The following is an 18,767-nucleotide window of genomic DNA, read 5'->3' on the forward strand; positions in this document are numbered from 1 at the left end:
GCCATGGCCTGCGTAGCGGGCAATGGCCCGTATATCCTCTCCATCGACAATGGCACGCAAAGCGTGCGCGCGCTGCTGTTCGACCGGGATGGCAACCTGGCGGCCAAGGCGCAAGTGTTCCTGGAGGCGTATTACTCCGAGCACCCCGGCTGGGCCGAGCATGACGCCGACGGTTACTGGCAAGCCGTGTGCGAAGCGTGCCAGCAGCTGTGGCGCAGCACGGACATAGCCAAGTCCTCGGTGGCCGGCGTGGCCGTGACCACGCAGCGCGGCACGGTGGTCAATGTGGATGAACATGGCGCCCCCCTGCGCCCCGCCATCACCTGGCTGGATCAGCGCAGCACGCGCGACATTCCGCAACTGGCGCCGTGGTGGCGCGCGCTTTTTCGCGCCATGCGCCTCGATGGCACGATCGCCTACTTCCGCCGCGAGGCCGAAATCAACTGGATCAGCGCGCACCAGCCCGATATCTGGCGCCGCACGCATAAATTCCTGCTGCTGTCGGGCTTTTTGAATCACCGCCTCTGCGGACGCTACGTTGATTCGACGGGCTCGCAAGTGGCCTACATCCCGTTCGACTACAAGCGCCACGCCTGGGCCGGGCGCTTCGACTGGAAGTGGCAGGCGCTGGCGATCGAGCGTTCCATGTTGCCGGAGCTGGTGACGCCGGGCACGCGCATGGGCGCCATCACGGCCGCGGCGGCGGCAGCGACGGGCATTCTTGAGGGCACGCCCTTGCTGGCGGCCGCCGCCGACAAGGCGTGTGAGGTGCTGGGGGCCGGCTGCGTCGAACCGCACGTGGCGTGCCTCAGCTACGGCACCACGGCCACCATCAACACGACCAACCGCAAGTACGTGGAAGTGACGCGCTTCATTCCGCCGTATCCGGCCGCCATGCCGGGCGCCTACAGCACGGAAGTGCAGATTTTTCGCGGCTACTGGATGGTCAACTGGTTCAAGGAGCAGTTCGGCGACCGCGAACGGGCGGCGGCGGCCGAAGATGGCACGGGCCTGTCTGCCGAAGCGCTGTTCGACCGTTTGGTCGAGGCCGTGCCGCCCGGCTCCATGGGCTTGATGCTGCAGCCGTACTGGAGTCCCGGCATCAAGGTGCCAGGCCCGGAAGCGAAGGGCGCCATGATCGGCTTTGGCGACGTGCACACGCGCGCGCACATCTACCGCGCCATCCTCGAAGGCCTCGCGTATGCACTGCGCGAAGGCAAGGAGCGCATCGAGCGGCGCAGCGGCATGGCGATTACGGAGCTGCGCATCGCGGGCGGCGGCTCGCAAAGCGACGCGGCGATGCAGCTGACGGCCGACATCTTCGGCTTGCCCGCCGCGCGCGCCCACGTGTATGAGAGTTCGGGCCTGGGCGCGGCCATCGCCGCTAGCGTGGGCCTGGGCTGGCATGCGGATTTTCCCGCCGCCGTGCAAGCCATGACGCGCAAGGGCAAGGTATTCCAGCCGCATCCCGAGCACCGCAAAATCTACGAGCAGCTGTACCGGCGCGTGTACCAGAAAATGTATGCGCGGCTGCAGCCCTTGTACCGCGAGATCGCCGACATCACAGGCTATCCGGAATAAAACTCATTAAATCGTATTGCGAATCATTCGCATCCGATATATGATGTGTTCCGCATTTCACCAAGGCAACTTATCCCGGTGACTGCACTGCGCCGCCGGCCATGCGCCGGCGGCGCGTCCGCGCGGGTAGAGTTCCGCCGCAACGCTTCCGTCAACGCCGCCGCTTGATCGTGCACCGCCTATCCTCTGCCCCAGTGTTTTTTCATTCCACAAGCATGAAGTAGCAAACCCAGGCAAGGATAGCGATGAAGAGCAGCAGCAAACAAGGATGGACCCCGCTGGCCGCCGCGCTGGCGCTGGCATTGGGCGGCGCGCACGGCCCTGCGATGGCCAGCAAGGCCGAGAAGGCCGACAAGGCTGACGCCGTGCAGATGCCCGCCATCAGCGTGTTTGGCGACGCCATCAGCGCCGGCACGGCCGGGCGCTCGTACATCAACAGCGCCGACATCGAGCGCCAGCAGGCCGACAATGTCGCGTCCTTGCTCGACACCCTGCCAGGCGTGGACCTGGCCGGCACGGCCCGTCCCAGCGGCCAGAGCCTCAATATCTGGGGATTCAATAAAGTGCAGGATGTGAAAGTCATCCTCGATGGCGTGCCCAAGGGCTTTGAAAAATACCGCCAGGGCTCCATCTTCATCGAGCCGGAACTGATCAAGCAGATCGAGGTGAACAAGGGCGCGCATACGAGCTTGTATGGCAATGGCGGTTTCGGCGGCGTCATCACGGTCGAGACCAAGGATGCGCAAGACTTGCTGGAAGGCGGCGAGAAAGTGGGCGCCATGCTGAAGTATTCGCGCCATTCGAACAATGGCGAAAACGACGCCACCGTGGCCGTGTATGGCCGCAGCGCAGATGGCCGCTTCGATGCGATGGCCTTTACCACGCAGCGCAAGTCCGACGATTTGCGCAAACCCGATGGCAAGCCATTTCGCTTTTCCGCCATCGACGCGCCATCGAGCCTGGCCAAGCTGAATATCCGGCTGACGCCGGAGCAGCTCTTGACCCTGACGGCGATGAAGAGCGGCAGCACGGGCTGGGGGCCGTTCGCCGCCATGGGCGAGGACGTGCCCACGCCGACCGAGGCGGAGATCAAGAAGTACGGGCTGGAAGAGGCGTGGCAGCGCAAGGCCGTGTACCGCGACCAGGACGACGACACCTATTCCGTGAAGTGGCAGTATGCGCCGCAAGACAATCCGTGGATCAAGCTGACGGCCAGCGCCGGCTATTCGCACACGGACCAGCATGACAAGCGCCTGCCATCGGCTTCGCTGGGTTCCTACCTGGGATCCCTGGGCAACGAGAGCTGGGCCTCGTATGTGGACCGCATTTTTGAGGTGCGCAATGAAAGCGTGTTGACGACGGGTGCCGTGTCGCACGTGCTGCTAACGGGCCTGCAGTGGCACAAGAACGTGCGCGATACCCTGATGTACTACCCGTCGTCGACGGCGCTGAAGGATCCCAGTTACAACTACGGCTACTTCCAGCCTTACTACATGCCGGCCGGGCGCCAGGAAACCACGGGCCTGTATCTGCAGGATGCGATGACGTATGGCGACCTGACGCTGACGGCGGCACTGCGTCACGACAGAGTCGTCTCCGAGGGCGTGCCGAACAAGGCATCGCGCTACAACAGCCCGCTGCCGGCCGCCGGCCACGATTTCAGCGAGAAAGTACATGCAGACTGGTCGCCCCGCCTGGGCCTGTTCTGGAAGGCGTCCAGCACGCTGGCCTTGTTCGGCGACTTGAGCCGGACCTGGCGCGCGCCGACCATCGACGAGATGTATTCGAATGAATATTATGTGTCGCCGCGCCTCGGTTCATCGACGCCGGGCACCAGCCGCAACCTGGCCGTCGAGCGCGTGACGGCCGTACGCGCGGGCGTCATGCTGCACCGCCAGAACGTGTTCATGCAGCGCGACGACGCGCAGCTGCGCCTGACCGCGTACCAGAACCGCGTCAGCGACAATATCGGCCCGCGCCTGGGCATCCTGATCGAAGGCTATGTGCCAGGATCGGGCAAGGTGCCGCCAGCCTTGTCGTCCTACCGCAACCTGGCCGGTTTCCGCACGCAGGGCGTGGAGGTCGAATCCTACTACAACGCGCCGCGCCTGTTTGCCAGCGCTTCGGTGTCGAAGCAGCGCGGCACGCGCACCGGTACCCAGCGCGACCCGTGGGGCCAGGATGAACCCGTATCGACGATTGCGCCGGACAAGCTGATGGCGGGCCTGGGCTGGCGCTTGCCCGACCTGGCGGCCAGCATCGGCTGGCAGGGTCGCTTCGTGGCGAAGCAGGAGCGCGTGCTGCCGGTGGGCAGCGTGTACCGCCTGCCGCCGTCGAAAGGCTATGCGCTGCATACCTTGTTCGCATCGTGGAATGGCAAACAGGGCGTGTGGCGCGGCACGGAAGTGCGGCTGACTGTCGATAATGTCTTCAACCGCAACTACATGCCCTACTTGAGCGAAGCCGTTACCGGCGTGGGACGCAATGCGAAGCTGAGCGTGTCGCATAAGTTTTGATTAGTTTTAGGAACAGCGGGCCGGAGACGCGGGCCTGAGAAAATGCCGATGGCGGCGTTGCAGCTTCCTTGCCGTACTTGCGTACTGTCTGCGTCGCTGCGCCTTGCCCTCGACATTTTTCAGGCCCGCTTGGCCCGGGGTGCCTTTTTTTGTGACTTGGGCCTACTCCCGGTTCGCCGTATCCTTAACGTAACACTAATGCCTTGACCGTTTTCCAGGCCGTGCTGCCCGACTGCGTGACGCGCACCTGGTTGCGGCCCCCTTCCTTGGCCACATACAGGGCGCGGTCGGCGGCGACGAACAGCGCTTCGCGGTCGTCCAGCTGGTGCGGGATGATGGTCGCCACGCCGATGCTGACGGTGATCCACGGCGAGGTGGCGGAGCGCGGGTGCGGCAGTTGCAGTGCTTCGATGTGCATGCGGATGGCTTCGGCCAGATGCAGGGCGCCGTCGGCATCCGTGTCGGAGCACAGCATGACGAATTCCTCGCCGCCGTAGCGGGCTGCCAGGTCGCCCGGGCGGGCGGCATGCGAGGCGATCGCTTGCGCCACCTGCTGCAGGCAACTGTCGCCGGCCGGATGGCCCAGGCTGTCGTTGTACAGCTTGAAGTGGTCGACGTCGAGCACCACCAGCGACAGGGCGCCGCCGCCGCGCACGGCGCGCTGCCACTCTTTTTCCAGGAAGCTGTCGAAATGCCGGCGGTTGGCGATTTTTGTCAGCGGGTCGAGGTAGGCGGCGCGCTGCAGCGCGTCTTCCGAGCGCTTGTGGTGCGTGATGTCGTGCAGCAGGCCGATATACAGGGGCTGGCGCAGATACATGGGCGTCAGGGTCAGGTCCATGCTCAGCGCGTGGCCAGCGCGGTGGCGCACTACCACTTCGCGCGTGCCGTGGTTGTGCGCCGTCTCCGGATTGGCTGCGTACATGCTGAAGTAATCGAGGTATTCCTGCGTCACCAGGGGGCTGAGCAGTTCAGCGATCGAGCGTCCGGCCAGTTCGTTTTCGCGGTAGCCCAGGTACTGGTCGCAGGCCGGGTTGGTGTACTGGATGCGCCCGTCCGCCTCGATGATCAGCAAGCCTTCGGCCATGTTGTTGACGATGGTGCGCAGGCGCTCGGCCTGTTCCTGCTGGTTCTCATTGTTGCTGCGGATGTGCAGCTGGGCGCGCACGCGTGCGCACACTTCGGCCATGCGCAGCGGTTTGCTGATGTAGTCGACGGCGCCGCAGTCGAAACCGGCCACCACGTCTTCCGTCTCCGTCCTGGCGCTCATGAAAATGACGGGAATGCCCTGCGTCAGCGGATGCTGCTTGAGGCGGCGGCAGGTTTCGATGCCATCCATGTCCGGCATCAGCACGTCGAGCAGGATCAGGTCGGGATGGGCGCGCTGGGCGATCGCCAGCGCCCGCTCACCGGACGTGGCGACATAGGTTTGATAACCCTGTTCGCTCATCAGCTTGCGCAGCAGCTCAAGGTTGGCTGGCGCATCGTCGACAATCAAAATGGCGGCATCGCGCCGCTGGGAATGCTCCACACTGCCTGGACTCATTGCTTCCGGCCTTCTCGATGTACTCTGCGCTGCCAGCGTTTGCTGCAGTTTCCGTGATGCTGACCGGGTTCAAAGCGGATACAGCGGTCAAATCATACCGCTTTGCCAATTTTTTGGGTGGAAAAATCGATGCTGTGGGAGGTGGTGAAATATTATTCTTATAGCATTTTTAAGAATAAATACATGCAGTTGCTGTCGTGAAGGTGGCTTTTAGCGTGCGCCGTCGGCGCTGGGGCAGCAGTGACACGCCCCGCGGCAGGCGGGGCGTGGAGAGTGCCATTACATTTTTGCAGCGATCAGTTTGCCCAAAATGGCGATGCCCTCGCGGATGCGTTCCGGCGGCACCGTGACGAACGACAGGCGCAGCGTGTGCGTTTCCGGCGTGTTCGCATAGAACGGCGCGCCCGGCACGAAGGCCACTTTATTGGCGATGGCTTCATCAAGCAGTTTCATGGCGTCGATGTGCTTCGGCAAGGTGACCCAGATGAACATGCCGCCTTCCGGCTTCGTCCAGGTGACGCCGGCCGGGAAGTGCTCTTCCAGCGCCGACAGCATGGCCTGGCACTGGTTGCCGTACAGGCTGCGGATGCTGGGGATATGCCGCTCCAGGAAGCCATCCTTGATGACTTCATGCACTACCATCTGCGTCAGCTGGGACGTGTGCAGGTCGGCCGCCTGCTTGGCCAGTTCCAGGCGGCGCACCAGCGGCGGCGGGGCCACCACGTAGCCGAGGCGGATGCCGGGCGTGAGCACTTTCGAGAACGAACCCATGTAGATCACGCCGTCCGGATTCATGTTGATCATCTTCGGATACGGCTCGCCGCTGTAGCTCAGGGCGCCGTACGGATCATCCTCGATCAGCGGCAGGCCGTGGCGGGCGCAGGTTTCCACCAGTTCCACGCGGCGCGCCACGGACAGGCTGCGGCCCGTCGGGTTCTGGAAGTTCGGCAGCGCGTACAACAGGCGCGCGCCATCGGCGACGGGGTCGATCGACGACGGCACCAGGCCTTCGTCATCGGTGTCGACGGAAACGAATTCGGGACGGTAGACGGAAAACGCCTGCAGCGCGCCCAGGTAGCTGGGGGTTTCCACCAGTACGCGGCTGCCTTCGTCGATCAGAACCTTGCCCAGCAAGTCCAGCGCCTGCTGCGAGCCGGACGTCATCAGCACTTGCTCGGGCAGGATGGTGCTGCCATTGATCGAGAGCGAGTCGGCGATCCACTGGCGCAGCGGCAGGTAGCCATCGGTGGGGCCATATTGCAGGGCCACCTTGCCATTGTTCGACAGGACCTTGTCGAAGGCGATTTTCATTTCTTCCACGGGGAAGGTGGCGGGCGAGGGCAGGCCGCCGGCAAACGAGATGATCTCGGGACGCTGCGTGATCTTCAGGATTTCGCGGATGAACGAGCTTTGCAGCTGTTCCGCGCGTTCGGCAAAGCGCCATTGGATCGGATTCGGATTTTCAATTTTCATACGAGTCTCACAGAAGATGCCGAGCTGCGCCGGCTGGATTTGTTGGCCCGCTTGTGGCGGTGCATGCGCAAGCGGCGCCGGATAGGCGTCGCCATGGTGCTGCGGTATTGTACGGCTTGCACGCCGCTCTGCCCATCCGCACGCGCAAGGACGTTGCAAATGGGCGTCAGGGAGCCTTACTTCAGCTTGCGTCCGATGGCCACCACGGCAATCACGGCGCCGGCAAACAGCAGGCTTTCGCCCGTCAGTGGCTCGTGCAGCAGCACGGCCGCGCCCAGCAGTGTGAGGAAAGGCTGCAGCAGCTGCGTCTGTCCCACGCGCGCCACGCCGCCCAGCGCCATGCCCCGGTACCAGAAAAAGAAGCCGATAAACATGGAAAACACGGAGATGTACGCAAAGCCCAGCCACGCCGCGCCGCTGGCCTGTGCCATCAGCGCGCGCTGCGGCCAGGCGTTCCACAGCACCACGGGCAAGACAAAAGGCACGGCCAGCAGCAGCGCCCAGGAAATCACATGCTGGCCCGGCATGGCTTGCGCCAGGCGTCCGCCTTCGGCATAGCCGAGTGCCGCCAGCAGCACGGCGGCAAAGATCAGCCAGTCGGCCAGGTGGAAGCTGCCGCCGCCCTGGCGCAGCGCGAACGCCACCACCAGCGCCGTGCCGAGCAGGGCCATCAGCCAGAAGGCCGGGGAGGGGCGCTCCTTGCCGCGCAATACGGCAAATACGGCCGTGGCCAGCGGCAAAATACCCACCAGCACGGCGCCGTGCGAGGCGGGCAGGCTGCGCATGGCGATCGACGTCAGCCAGGGGAAACCCAGCACGCAGCCCAGCGAGACGAGCGCCAGCGGCAGCCATTGTTCGCGCCGCGGCATTGGCGCCCGCTGCTGCCACAGCCACAGGCCTGCCAGGCAGGCGGCCACTAGGGCGCGGCCCAGGGCGACAAAGGTGGGGTCGAGTTCGGCCACGGCCATGCGCGTGAAGGGCAGGGTCAAGCTGAAGAGGGCGACGGCGATCAGGCCCAGCAGCAACCCCTTGCGGTCATCGCTGAAGCGGGGCGGATGGGTGGTAGAGGCGGCGGTGTTCGTGAGTGAAGACATGGGTTTCCTGGTGCGTGCGATAAGGGGAAGGCATGGATTTGTGTGATCCATACTGCTATCCTAGGCGTGAACAGCAGTACAGTACAAATACACTTCCACGCATAATTTCACATACTGTCATGGTCATATGAGCAATACACTCGCTTCTCCATCCCCGCCTTTGCTGTCGCGCGCCTCGGGCGAAACGCTGATCGACCAGATCGTGCGCTCGCTGGCGGCGCGCATCGACGACAAGCTGCTGCGCGGCGGCGCGCGCATGCCCTCGATCCGCCAGTGCGCCGCCAGCCTGAGCGTGTCGTGCGCCACGGTGGTGGCCAGCTACGACAAGCTGGTGGCGCGCGGCTACCTCGAATCGCGGCGCGGCGCCGGCTTTTTCGTGCGCGAGCGCTCGCTGTTGAACGCACCGGCGCCGCCCGCTGGCGCGCAGGACGCGGCGGCGCAGACTATGGACGTGGTTTGGCTGATCCGTAACATGTTCCGCCAGACGCCAGTCATCCCCGCGCCCGGCTCCGGCATGCTGCCCGCCGAGTGGCTCGATGGCGACCTGGTGGCGCGCGCCCTGCGCGACGTCAGCCGCCAGCCCGGCAGTTTGCTGCTGGGCTATGGCGCGCCGCAGGGTTTCCTGCCGCTGCGCCAGCAGTTGCAGCTGAAACTGGCGGGGCTGGAAATCGCCTGTCCTCCCGAGCAGATCGTCACCACGGTGGGCGTGATGCAGGCGCTGGACCTGGTGGCGCGCGAGTTTGTCCGGCCCGGCGAGACCATTTTTGTCGACGATCCCGCCTATTGGCTGATGTTTGGCGCCTTTGCCGCCATGGGCATGCACGTCATCGGCATCCCGCGCTTGAAAGACGGCCCCGATATCGCCGTGCTGGCCGAGCTGGCGGCCTTGCACCGTCCCAAGCTGTACGTGATCAACTCGGTGCTGCACAACCCCAGCTCGACCTCGCTGTCGGCGGCCAAGGCGTTTCAGGTGCTGCGCCTGGCCGAACAGCACGATTTCCTCGTCGTCGAAGACGATATCTATTGCGACATGCATCCCGGCGGCGAGGTGCAGCCGGCCACGCGCCTGGCCGCGCTGGACCAGCTGCGCCGCGTGATTTACCTGGGCGGCTTTTCCAAGAGCCTGGCGGCGAACCTGCGCGTGGGCTTCATCGCCACGTCCAGCGAGCGGGCGCAGTGCCTGGCCGACCGCAAGATGCTGGCCACCCTGACCACCAGCGACATCGGCGAGCGCGTGGTGTATAAGATCCTCTCGCAGGGCCTGTATCGCAAGCATGCGGAGCGCCTGCGCGCGCGGCTCGACAAGGTGCGCGAGGGCACCTACCGCAAGGTCGAGCAGGCCGGTTTGCGCTTCGATCCTGCGCCGGTCGGCATGTTCGTGTGGGCCGATGCGGGCCGTGACACGAATCTGCTGGCCGAAAAGGCGCTGGCCGAGGGGCTGGTACTGGCGCCGGGCAGCCTGTTTTCGCCGCGCCAGTTGCCGTCGACTCGCATGCGCCTGAACCTGGCCACGGTGCAGGACCAGCGCATCTGGGATTTTTTGGGCCGCGCACTGGTATAAGGAGCCGCGTGAAGGCACCGCGTGAAACTGGGGCCTTGAAATCGCTTATATAATCCCCAACTCCGTAGCATCCGTCCCATCCACAAGACTATGAGGTAAAAATGGCTGTCTCCGAAAAGCAAACCCTGGGTTTTCAGACCGAAGTGAAGCAAATGCTGCACCTGATGATCCATTCCCTGTACTCGAACAAGGAAATCTTCCTGCGCGAACTGATCTCGAACGCGTCCGACGCGGCCGACAAATTGCGCTTCGAAGCGATCGATAACGACGCCCTGTACGGCAACGATCACGAATTGAAGATCAAGGTCAGCTTCGACAAGGATGCGCGCACCATCACCATTTCCGACAACGGCATCGGCATGACCCGCGACGAGGCGATCTCGCACCTGGGCACCATCGCCAAGTCGGGCACCAAGGAATTCTTCGGCAAGCTGTCGGGCGACCAGCAGCAGGACGCGGCTCTGATCGGCCAGTTCGGCGTGGGCTTCTATTCGGGCTTCATCGTCGCCGACAAGATCACCGTCGAAACGCGCCGCGCCGGCGCGGACGCGTCCGAGGGCGTGCGCTGGGAATCGGCCGGCGAAGGCGATTACAGCATCGAAACCATCGACAAGCCGTCGCGCGGCACGGACATCATCCTGCACCTGCGCGAAGGCGAGGACGAATTGCTGTCGAGCTGGAAGATCAAGTCCATCATCCGCAAGTACTCGGACCATATCTCGCTGCCGATCGTGATGCAGAAGGAAGAGTGGGACGAAGAGAAAAAAGAAACCGTCCTGACAGACGAATTCGAGACCGTCAACCAGGCCAGCGCCCTGTGGGCCCGCAACAAGGCCGACATCACGCCGGAACAGTACGACGAGTTCTACAAGCACGTGTCGCACGACTTCCAGTCGCCACTCACGCACACGCATAACCGCGTGGAAGGGCGCAGCGAATACACGCAGCTGCTGTACATCCCGGCCAAGGCGCCGTTCGACATGTGGGACCGCAACAAGCGCGGCGGCATCAAGCTGTACGTCAAGCGCGTCTTCATCATGGACGATGCCGAGCAGCTGATGCCGACCTATCTGCGCTTCGTGCGCGGGGTGATCGACTCGGCCGACCTGCCGCTGAACGTGTCGCGTGAAATCCTGCAGGAATCGCGCGACGTCAAGGTGATCCGCGAAGGCTCGACCAAGCGCGTGCTGGGCATGCTGGAAGAGCTGGCGAACGCGGACGAGCAGGACAAGAAGGACAAGTACGCGGTCTTCTGGAAGGAATTCGGCCAGGTGCTGAAAGAAGGCATCGGCGAAGATGCGGCCAACAAGGAACGCCTGGCCAAGCTGCTGCGCTTTGCCTCGACGGCCAACGACAGCGACGCGCAAATCACCTCGTTCGCCGACTATGTGGCGCGCATGAAGGAAGGCCAGGACAAGATCTATTACGTCACTGCCGACAATTACGCTGCCGCCAAGAACAGCCCGCACCTGGAAATCTTCCGCAAGAAGGGCGTCGAAGTGCTGCTGCTGACGGACCGCGTCGACGAATGGATGCTGTCGTTTATCCAGGACTTCGAAGGCAAGGAACTGGTTTCCGTCGCCAAGGGTGGCCTGGATCTGGGCGCGCTGGAAGACGAGGCGGAAAAGAAAGAGCACGAAGAAACGGAAACTTCGTACGCCGACCTGGTGGGCAAGATGAAGGCCGTGCTGCTTGATAAGGCCAAGGACGTGCGCGTGACGTTCCGCCTGACCGATTCGCCAGCCTGCCTGGTGGCCGATGAAAATGAATTGTCGGGCAACCTGCTGCGCATGCTCAAAGCGGCTGGCCAGAGCGCGCCGGAATCGAAGCCGATTCTGGAAATCAATCCGAACCACCCGCTGGTGACGCGCCTGAAATATGAAGATGCGCAAGGTGGCAAATTCGGCGACTGGGCCAACATCCTGTTCGACCAGGCCATGCTGGCCGAAGGCGGCTCGCTGGCCGACCCGGCCAGTTTTGTGAAACGCCTGAACGAATTGCTGCTCAATACAGCGAAGTAATTCAGATGCGTGTAGGTCGGATTAGCGTAAGCGTAATCCGACACTGCGGCTAATGCATCAAGGCCGGCCCTTTCCTCGTGAAAGGGCCGGTTTTTTTTAAGGGGCATCATGAAAATCCGCTCGATGGCGGGCCTGGGCGTGCATGCGCTGGGCTGCCTGCTGTTTATTGTGTTGAGCTGGCTGGGTTTTTTCCTGTACACGCAGCTGTTCGGCAGCCTCGGCTCGCGCGGCGTGGCCGGCGGCCTGGCCCTGCTGCTGGTGTTTTGCGTGTATGCGGGCACGAATTTGCTGCTGGCGCTGCTGCCGCCCGGCTGGTGGAAGCCTGCGCTGTGTGGCTTGCTGGGCGCGGCGGTACTCATCTACCTGCTGCCCCAGCATCCGCTGCGGGCCATCTACTTCAGCGTGCTGTCGGGCGGTTTGAGCTGGCTGGCCGTGCTGGCCAGTGCGCGCTTAATCCAATTCCTGCGCGGCTGACAGGCCCGTGAGAAAGGCGGCGACCGCATGGGCGGCCGCTGCCGGCGCCACCTGCAGCAGCATGTGCGGCGCGTCGATATCGACCAGCTGCGTGCCTGGTTCCAGGTGCAGTATCTGCAAGGCGTTTGCCGGCGGTACCAGGCGGTCGTGGCGGGCACGGAGATACAGCACGGGCAGGCTGCCGCGCGCGAAGCTGCGCGAGGCGTCTTTTTCCGGTATATCCAGCACGGCGCGCAGGCGCAGGCGCAGCACGCTGGGCGGCACCTGCGCCAGCGCCGCTGCCAGTTCCGCCTGCAGTGGCGGCGTGGTGTAGGGCGTCAGCAATGCCTGGCGCAGGACGAAGCCGGGCAAGGCGCCAAAGGGGACGAATGCCAGCAGGTGGCGCAGCGGTGCCAGCAGCGGGCGCGGATTGCGCACGAATGAACAGCACAGGATCAGGGCGCGCATGCCGGGTGGCGGATCGGCGCGCAGGGCGGCCCCCAGCGGGCCCGAAAACGATTCGGCCAGTACGACGAAAGGGCGGTCCTGCGGCAAGCGCTCGCGCACGAACGCTTCCAGTGCCGCATAGTCGAGTGGTGCGGCCGGATAGGCGATGGCCTGGGTGGTGATGGTGGTCTGTGCGCGCAAGGCGGCGTCAAAACGCTGGAATAGCAGGGCCGTGCCATCCATGCCGGGCAGGAGTACAAGCAGTGTTGGGGCGGGGGAAGAGATCGTCATTGCGGCCATCATAACAGCGGCCTCGGCGCACACGCCGTCCGCCAGCCGCAGGGCATGGGGGCTGGCGCCATGCTAGAATCGCCGGCGCGCCATGCGTGGCCGGTAGCCACGGTAGCGGCCAAATCCCCGACAGACAGAATCATGCATATCATTTTTTCGAATTACCGCACCCTGGGCGGCGTCTTGCTGGCAGTGGCCTGCGTTCTTTCCCAGCCGGCCGGCGCCAAGGCGGCACCCTCGGCGCCGACCGGGAAAAGCCTGTCCTCCCTGCTGGCCGGCGGCCCTTTGCCGCGCCTGAGCGAAGACCCGCGAGTGCGCGCCGCGCTGTTCGATTTCTTCGGTTACGCGCGCGGCAGCTACACGGAAGACGATGAATTGCTGCTGGCGCAGGCGCTCGAAGCGATCAGCGAAAAGCGCGATGCCACGCGCACCGCGCTGGCCGATGGCCGGCAGTTGCTGGCGTCGATGAATGACCGCAAGCAGGGCCGTGAACGGGGCGCCATGCTGCTCGACAAGCGCGGCGTCATCATCGCCTTTGGCCTGGTCAACGGGCATTGCCACCTGGAGGGCCAGCCACTGGCGAAAGTCTGCAATCCCGATCCGAATGCGGTGCTGACGGTATTCCACCGCAAGGGCATGCTGGTCGGCGAAGCGGCGCCCTTGCTGGCCTGGGCCAGGCAATTGCCGCCCATGCTGGCGCTGATCGCGGGCGACAAGGAAGCGGGCGCCGATGGGCAGAAGATCTCCAGCGTGGAGTATGTGCTGGCGCAGCCGGCCCTGCCGGGCTGGAACCGCGCCCAGCTGCCGCCCGCCTATCCGTCGGCGCTGTTGCCGCTGCTGCTCGATAAATCCACGGTGCTGACGTCGGCCGGCGCCGGTGTGTTTGCCTATCCGCTCACGCTGAAGGGCAAGAAACAGAACAATGTGCTGGACCATGCCGAAGGCCGCCCGCCGCGCGACCTGGAAGTGGCGTTGCGCAGCTATGCCAGTTTCGATGCGGTGGTCGAGCGCTACCGCCAGGTGGCCAAGGGCGCCAGGCTGCAGCGCAATGAGCGCACGGCCTACCTCGATGGCGACATGGGGCAGGGCAGCTACCGCGTCTACATCCGCAACACGGGCGTCGATGGCGTGATGATCGACGTGGCGCTATGGCAGCGCAAGCTGGCGGCCGGCCGCTGATGTTAGCCAGGGCGCGCTTGTTCGTAGCCCAGTTGCACCAGCTGCGCGGCGATGGCGTCGTCGCGTGTTTTTCTGCCGGTGCGCAGACGCGCATGCGTCAGGGACGCGGGCAAGCCGTGCGCCAGCAACGCGTCGATGTCGAGCATGGTCTCGCATGCCGACAGCTGGCGCAGGGCGGGCAAGGCGGCGAGGCCGGGCAGGCTGTCGAGCGTCTTGCAGGTGTGCAGGTTCAGGCGTTCGAGCACGGGATTGGGACCCAGCGCGATGTGCCGCAGCTTGATCTGGTCTTCCACCCATAGTGCCTGCAGCAGGGGGAAGCGGCCGATATCGCCCAGCGTTTCCAGGCCGCGCACGCGTATCACTTCCAGTTTCTTCAACAGCGGCGCCTCGATGTGCGCGATCGATTCGCGGCCACCCAGCTGCAACAGCAGCCTGTCCAGGCGGGCCATCGCCGAGATAAAATCCAGCGCTACCTTGTTCTTGATGCGGTACAGCGACAGCTCATGCAGCGCCGGCAGGCTGGCCAGGGTGTCGATGTGCTGGCTGTGGCCCTCGATGGCCAGGCTGGCCAGGTGCGCGTAGTGGCGCAGGGGAGCCAGGTCGATATTGTTCCTGGCCGATTCGCCCAGGTTCAGGTATGCGAGGCCGCGCAAATTGTCCAGCTGCAGGATGTCGGCTTGCGCCAGTTCGTACACGCCCAGGCTCAGGCGCTTCAGGTGGCGCAGCTCGCCCAACGCTTCCAGATGGATGGCTTGCCGGTGGCAATCGATGGACAGGCTGGCCACATGCGGCAGCGCGCGCAGGATGCGGGCATCGAACACCCTCGGATCGTAACCGTAGATACGGATGGTCAGCGCCGTGCCGCAGCTGGCGGCCAGGGCGTCGAGGTCGGCCAGCAGCGGCTCCGGCTCACCCAGGGTATTGAACTGCACCAGCACCTGCTGGCCGCTGGCGATGGCGGCGCGGATCGCCCCGGCGTCGATGCGCTCGGGGTTCTGGATGCACTGCGGCTGTCTTGCTTGCGTCATGGTCACAGTCCTATCGGATAGTCTACTTTCCTGGGGGAGGGCAGCCTTCCGGCCCCGGGAACGTCTGCTTGCCCGTGTCATCGAAGCGCTTGCCGCAATCGACGAGCACGCGCTTGCGGAAAGTGAAAATGCTGGCCACCTTGCCGTTCGGGTGGTAGCAGATATTGTCGCCATCGCGGTCGGCCGAGGCGTAACTGATCATCGACTCGCCATTCACCGTGCGCGTGCTGTGGCCGCTGCGCGGCTCCGTGCATTTGAGCTGGCCGCTTTCGTAATACGCGTTGACGACGGAAGTGTCGGCCGCGCGGTCGACCAGCAATTCGTCCTTGCGTTTGCCGTTCGGGTAGTTCGAATAACCTTCCTGGCGCTGGCCGTACTGGAAGGCGTAGTAATACTGCGGCTTGCCGTCCGGGTAGTACATGTGGTGGTACTCGCACACGTCGTCGCGCGTGCTGCCGTACTCCTTGAAGGTGCAGCGGTGGATGTCGTTGAGCAGCTGGCCGTCTTCATAGTATTCGCGCAGGTGCGTGAGCAGGCGGCCCTGGTCGATGACGGCCAGGCGTTCCGGCTTGCCGTTCGGGTAGTAGCGCGCATCGAGGCCCTGCTTCTTGCCCTTGTCCCACAGCGTATCGAGGCGCAGGACTTTGCCGCTGTCGTCGAACGCCTGTTCGCGGCCATCGAGCTGGCCATTGCGGTAGGTGGCCGTGTAGATCACATATTCCTTGCCGGCCGGGCCCAGATAGCGCGTGCGCGTGCCATCGAGCACGCCCGCCTGGTAATGGACACGTACGCGCAGCGCGCCTTGCGCATCCGTGTCGAGGGCCTCGCCCTGTTTTTTGCCTTTTACAAAAGTGACGCTTTGCGTGACTTTGTCCTTGAGCTTGAGCTTCCACGGCCCGTCGCGCAAGCCGTCGACAAAGCTGCCGTCGCCGTCTTGCGTGATCCATGCGCCGTGGCGCGTGCCGTTGACGTAATTGCCGCGCGTTTGCAGCTTGCCGCCCATGCTGCGCTCGTGCGGGCCGTTCAGCTGGCCGCCCGCGTAGGTGTCGAAACCCGTTACTTCCTCTTCATCGGCATAGTTGACGACCGTCCAGCGGCCTTCGCGCTTGCCGGCCCGGTACATGCCGCTCTCGCTTTGCTTGGGATAGTTGAAGGACCACAGGCCTTCCTGCAGGCCGTTGACGAAATGGCCTTTTTCGCTGCCTTCATGCATGCCTTCGCGTACCCACAGTCCCTGGCGCTTGCCTTTCACGTACTCGCCCCGCTCGACCACCGAGCCGTCGTCCCAGGCCAGGCTGTAGATGACGGACGGGCCGTCCTGGCTGCCCGTGAATTGCTGCGGCGCCGTTTCCCACGTCACTTGCCACAGGCGGTAATTGGGCAGGATGCCGGCGCCCGCATCGCTGTACAGGGTGTAGCTGGCGGTGAGAAAACGCTCGCCTTTTTTCTGGAAGGTTTTCTTGTAGGTGATGGCGTCCTTGCCGCCTGCTGCCACGGGTTTGCCGTCATCGCTGTAGTAGCCGACGATGGTGCCTTGCGTATGGTCGATGGCGTCGAAGTCCGCATTGCCGCTCTTGCCCCGCGCGACGCTGTAGTCCATCGGCGCCAGTTTCGCCAGCGCCGCCTTGACCTGGCCCGCATTGGGAGCGGCGCCTTGCGCCACGATGCGGTTCAGGGCCGGCTGGAGGCCGTCCAGGCGCCGGTATTTGCCGGAGCTGCGGTGGTAGCGGTAGGCGCGCAAGCCATTTTTGTCTCCCTGGCGGAACAGCACCAGCATGCTTTGCACGCTGTCGTCCGTTTCCTTGTCCAGCGAGGCGTAGAAGACGGAGCGGATGACGGCGTTGCCGAACTGGTCGAGCAAAATGGCTTTCGCGCTGCTGCTTTTGCACTCGCAGTAATAGCCGTTGACGCCCTCTTTTTCCTTGAGAAAGGCGACGTCAGCCCCGCTATCCTGCGAGGCCGTGATGGCGGGGTGGGCGAGGCTCTTGCCTTCGTAGAAGGGCGCACCGTGGGCCAGCGCGGAGCAGAGAAGCAGGGGCAAAAGCAGACGTTTCATCGTGGGGCTGGCGCCGGGGCGCCGCTATGGAAAGGCCACGATTCTGCCTGTGTTCTTAGTTGTGGGCAAATGCGGATCTATCGTGCGCGCCCCCGTTCAGGCCTGGTGCGCGGCGCAAAAATCGAGCAGCAGCTGCTCGCCGTCCGGCCAGGAGCCGTAGCCGGCGTCGCCATTGATATGGCCGGCGTCGCCGATCATGGTGAATTCGCTGCCCCAGGCGCTGGCAAACGCGCGTGCCCGCGCGAAGCTGACGTAGGGATCATCGCCGCTGGCCACCACCAGGCTGGGAAACGGCAAGGCTTGCAGCGGCATGGGAGAGAAACCCGTGGTGCCGGCGGGGTAGGAGGGCGCTTCCACATCGCTGGGGGCGACCAGGAAGGCGCCGGCGATCCTGTATGGTGAGCCGCTGGCCGCCCAATGGGTCACCAGCGCGCAGGCCAGGCTGTGCGCCGCCAGCACAGGCGCTCGCTCGCAGGCGGCGATGGCGCGGTCGAGCTCCGCCACCCATTCGTCCTTGTCCGGCGTCTGCCATTGCCGGTGCGGCACGCGCGACCATTGCGGGTGGTGCGCTTCCCAATGGGTTTGCCAGTGCTGCGGCCCGGAATTCCACAGGCCGGCCAGGGTCAGGACGAGAGGCGACATCGATGCTCCTTAAAGTTCGGTGCGCAGGGCGAACAGTTCAGGGAACAATACCACGTCGAGCATCTTGCGCAAATAGCTCACGCCCGCCGTGCCGCCGGTGCCCGTCTTGAAGCCGATGATGCGCTCGACCGTCGTCACGTGGCGGAAGCGCCAGAAGCGGAAGGCCGTTTCCAGGTCCACCAGCTTTTCGGCCAGTTCGTACAGGGCCCAGTGTTTCGACGGGTCGCGGTAGACTTCCAGCCAGGCCGCCTTGACCGAGGCGTCGGAGGCGGTCGGCAGGGTCCAGTCGGCGTCCAGGCGCTCGGGCGCGATGGGCAAGCCGCTGCGCGCCAGCAGCTTGACGGCTTCATCGTAGACGGACGGCGCGCGCAGGGCGGCGTCGAGCACTTGGTAGGTGTCGGGAGCGGTCGTGTGCACGTTGAGCAGGGCGGCGTTCTTGTTCCCCAGGATGAATTCGATCTCGCGGTACTGGAAGGACTGGAAGCCGGAGGAGGCGCCCAGGTAGGGCCGGATGGCCGTGTATTCGGGCGGCGTCATGGTGGCCAGCACGTCCCAGGCATGCACCAGCTGGTCCATGATGCGCGCCACGCGGGCCAGCATTTTAAAAGCGGGCGCCAGGTCGCCGCTTTGCAGGTTGGCGCGCACGGCGTGCATTTCGTGCAGCATCAGCTTCATCCACAATTCGCTGGTCTGGTGCTGCACGATGAACAGCATCTCGTTGTGGTTCGGTGAAAGCGGATGCTGCGCCGTCAGGATGCGGTCCAGCGCCAGGTAGTTACCGTAGCTCATCGATTCGCTGAAATCCATTTGCGCGCCATGCCATTCGGCACCTTGCTGGGCGCCCGCATGCATGGGGCAGCCGCTGCTGTTTTCTTTGCTCAT

At 64.3% G+C, this 18,767-nt stretch carries 14 protein-coding genes; 6 read left to right on the top strand and 8 right to left on the bottom strand.

Annotated elements, in window-relative coordinates; genetic code table 11:
- Window positions 1-3: 3 nt before the first annotated feature.
- Both CNX70_RS10900 and CNX70_RS10905 read left to right on the top strand, forming a co-directional pair.
- Window positions 4-1,581, top strand: a complete 1,578-nt coding sequence (locus tag CNX70_RS10900; RefSeq protein ID WP_096234706.1) for an FGGY-family carbohydrate kinase — start codon at window positions 4-6, stop codon at window positions 1,579-1,581.
- A gap of 245 nt (window positions 1,582-1,826) precedes the next feature.
- Complete coding sequence (locus CNX70_RS10905) at window positions 1,827-4,097, top strand: TonB-dependent hemoglobin/transferrin/lactoferrin family receptor (protein WP_096234707.1); 2,271 nt, start codon at window positions 1,827-1,829, stop codon at window positions 4,095-4,097.
- Window positions 4,098-4,281: 184 nt separating this feature from the next.
- Here CNX70_RS10905 and CNX70_RS10910 read toward each other — a convergent pair whose 3' ends face one another.
- The 3 genes from CNX70_RS10910 to CNX70_RS10920 all read right to left on the bottom strand — a co-directional run bounded on the left by CNX70_RS10910 (window position 4,282) and on the right by CNX70_RS10920 (window position 8,207).
- Window positions 4,282-5,640: a diguanylate cyclase domain-containing protein gene (locus CNX70_RS10910; protein WP_096234708.1), complete on the bottom strand. Its 1,359-nt coding sequence runs from the start codon at window positions 5,638-5,640 to the stop codon at window positions 4,282-4,284.
- 279 nt (window positions 5,641-5,919) lie between these two features.
- The gene (locus CNX70_RS10915) at window positions 5,920-7,113 is read right to left on the bottom strand and encodes an aminotransferase-like domain-containing protein (protein ID WP_096234709.1); all 1,194 of its coding nucleotides are present in this window, start codon (window positions 7,111-7,113) and stop codon (window positions 5,920-5,922) included.
- Window positions 7,114-7,289: 176 nt separating this feature from the next.
- The gene (locus tag CNX70_RS10920; RefSeq protein ID WP_096234710.1) at window positions 7,290-8,207 is read right to left on the bottom strand and encodes a DMT family transporter; all 918 of its coding nucleotides are present in this window, start codon (window positions 8,205-8,207) and stop codon (window positions 7,290-7,292) included.
- Window positions 8,208-8,334: 127 nt separating this feature from the next.
- Here CNX70_RS10920 and CNX70_RS10925 point away from each other — a divergent pair, with 127 nt between their 5' ends.
- From CNX70_RS10925 to CNX70_RS10935, 3 genes are all read left to right on the top strand, one after another.
- Window positions 8,335-9,768: an aminotransferase-like domain-containing protein gene (locus tag CNX70_RS10925; protein WP_244199111.1), complete on the top strand. Its 1,434-nt coding sequence runs from the start codon at window positions 8,335-8,337 to the stop codon at window positions 9,766-9,768.
- Window positions 9,769-9,869: 101 nt separating this feature from the next.
- Window positions 9,870-11,789: a molecular chaperone HtpG gene (gene htpG / locus CNX70_RS10930; protein ID WP_096234712.1), complete on the top strand. Its 1,920-nt coding sequence runs from the start codon at window positions 9,870-9,872 to the stop codon at window positions 11,787-11,789.
- Window positions 11,790-11,897: 108 nt separating this feature from the next.
- Entirely contained in the window at window positions 11,898-12,263 is a 366-nt protein-coding gene (locus tag CNX70_RS10935) for a hypothetical protein (protein ID WP_157750980.1), read from the top strand.
- On the opposite strand, the gene CNX70_RS10940 is transcribed toward CNX70_RS10935, so the two are convergent.
- Window positions 12,240-12,980, bottom strand: coding sequence for an alpha/beta fold hydrolase (locus tag CNX70_RS10940; protein ID WP_096234714.1), 741 nt, complete (start codon window positions 12,978-12,980; stop codon window positions 12,240-12,242). The two genes, CNX70_RS10935 and CNX70_RS10940, sit on opposite strands and share 24 nt — an antisense overlap.
- Window positions 12,981-13,121: 141 nt before the next feature.
- Here CNX70_RS10940 and CNX70_RS10945 point away from each other — a divergent pair, with 141 nt between their 5' ends.
- Window positions 13,122-14,159 (top strand): hypothetical protein, encoded by a 1,038-nt coding sequence (locus tag CNX70_RS10945; RefSeq protein ID WP_096234715.1) that lies wholly within the window; start codon window positions 13,122-13,124, stop codon window positions 14,157-14,159.
- Between the two features lie 2 nt (window positions 14,160-14,161).
- Here CNX70_RS10945 and CNX70_RS10950 read toward each other — a convergent pair whose 3' ends face one another.
- From CNX70_RS10950 to kynA, 4 genes are all read right to left on the bottom strand, one after another.
- A complete protein-coding gene (locus CNX70_RS10950) occupies window positions 14,162-15,187 on the bottom strand; it encodes a leucine-rich repeat domain-containing protein (RefSeq protein ID WP_096234716.1) in 1,026 nt (341 codons plus the stop codon).
- Window positions 15,188-15,209: 22 nt separating this feature from the next.
- Window positions 15,210-17,243, bottom strand: a complete 2,034-nt coding sequence (locus tag CNX70_RS10955; protein ID WP_157750981.1) for a toxin-antitoxin system YwqK family antitoxin — start codon at window positions 17,241-17,243, stop codon at window positions 15,210-15,212.
- Window positions 17,244-17,339: 96 nt separating this feature from the next.
- A complete protein-coding gene (locus tag CNX70_RS10960; RefSeq protein WP_096234718.1) occupies window positions 17,340-17,885 on the bottom strand; it encodes an RBBP9/YdeN family alpha/beta hydrolase in 546 nt (181 codons plus the stop codon).
- 9 nt (window positions 17,886-17,894) lie between these two features.
- A complete protein-coding gene (gene kynA / locus CNX70_RS10965) occupies window positions 17,895-18,767 on the bottom strand; it encodes a tryptophan 2,3-dioxygenase (protein WP_244199112.1) in 873 nt (290 codons plus the stop codon).

Origin of the sequence: Janthinobacterium svalbardense (assembly GCF_002327145.1) — a bacterium.
Classification (GTDB): Bacteria; Pseudomonadota; Gammaproteobacteria; order Burkholderiales; family Burkholderiaceae_D; genus Janthinobacterium; species Janthinobacterium tructae.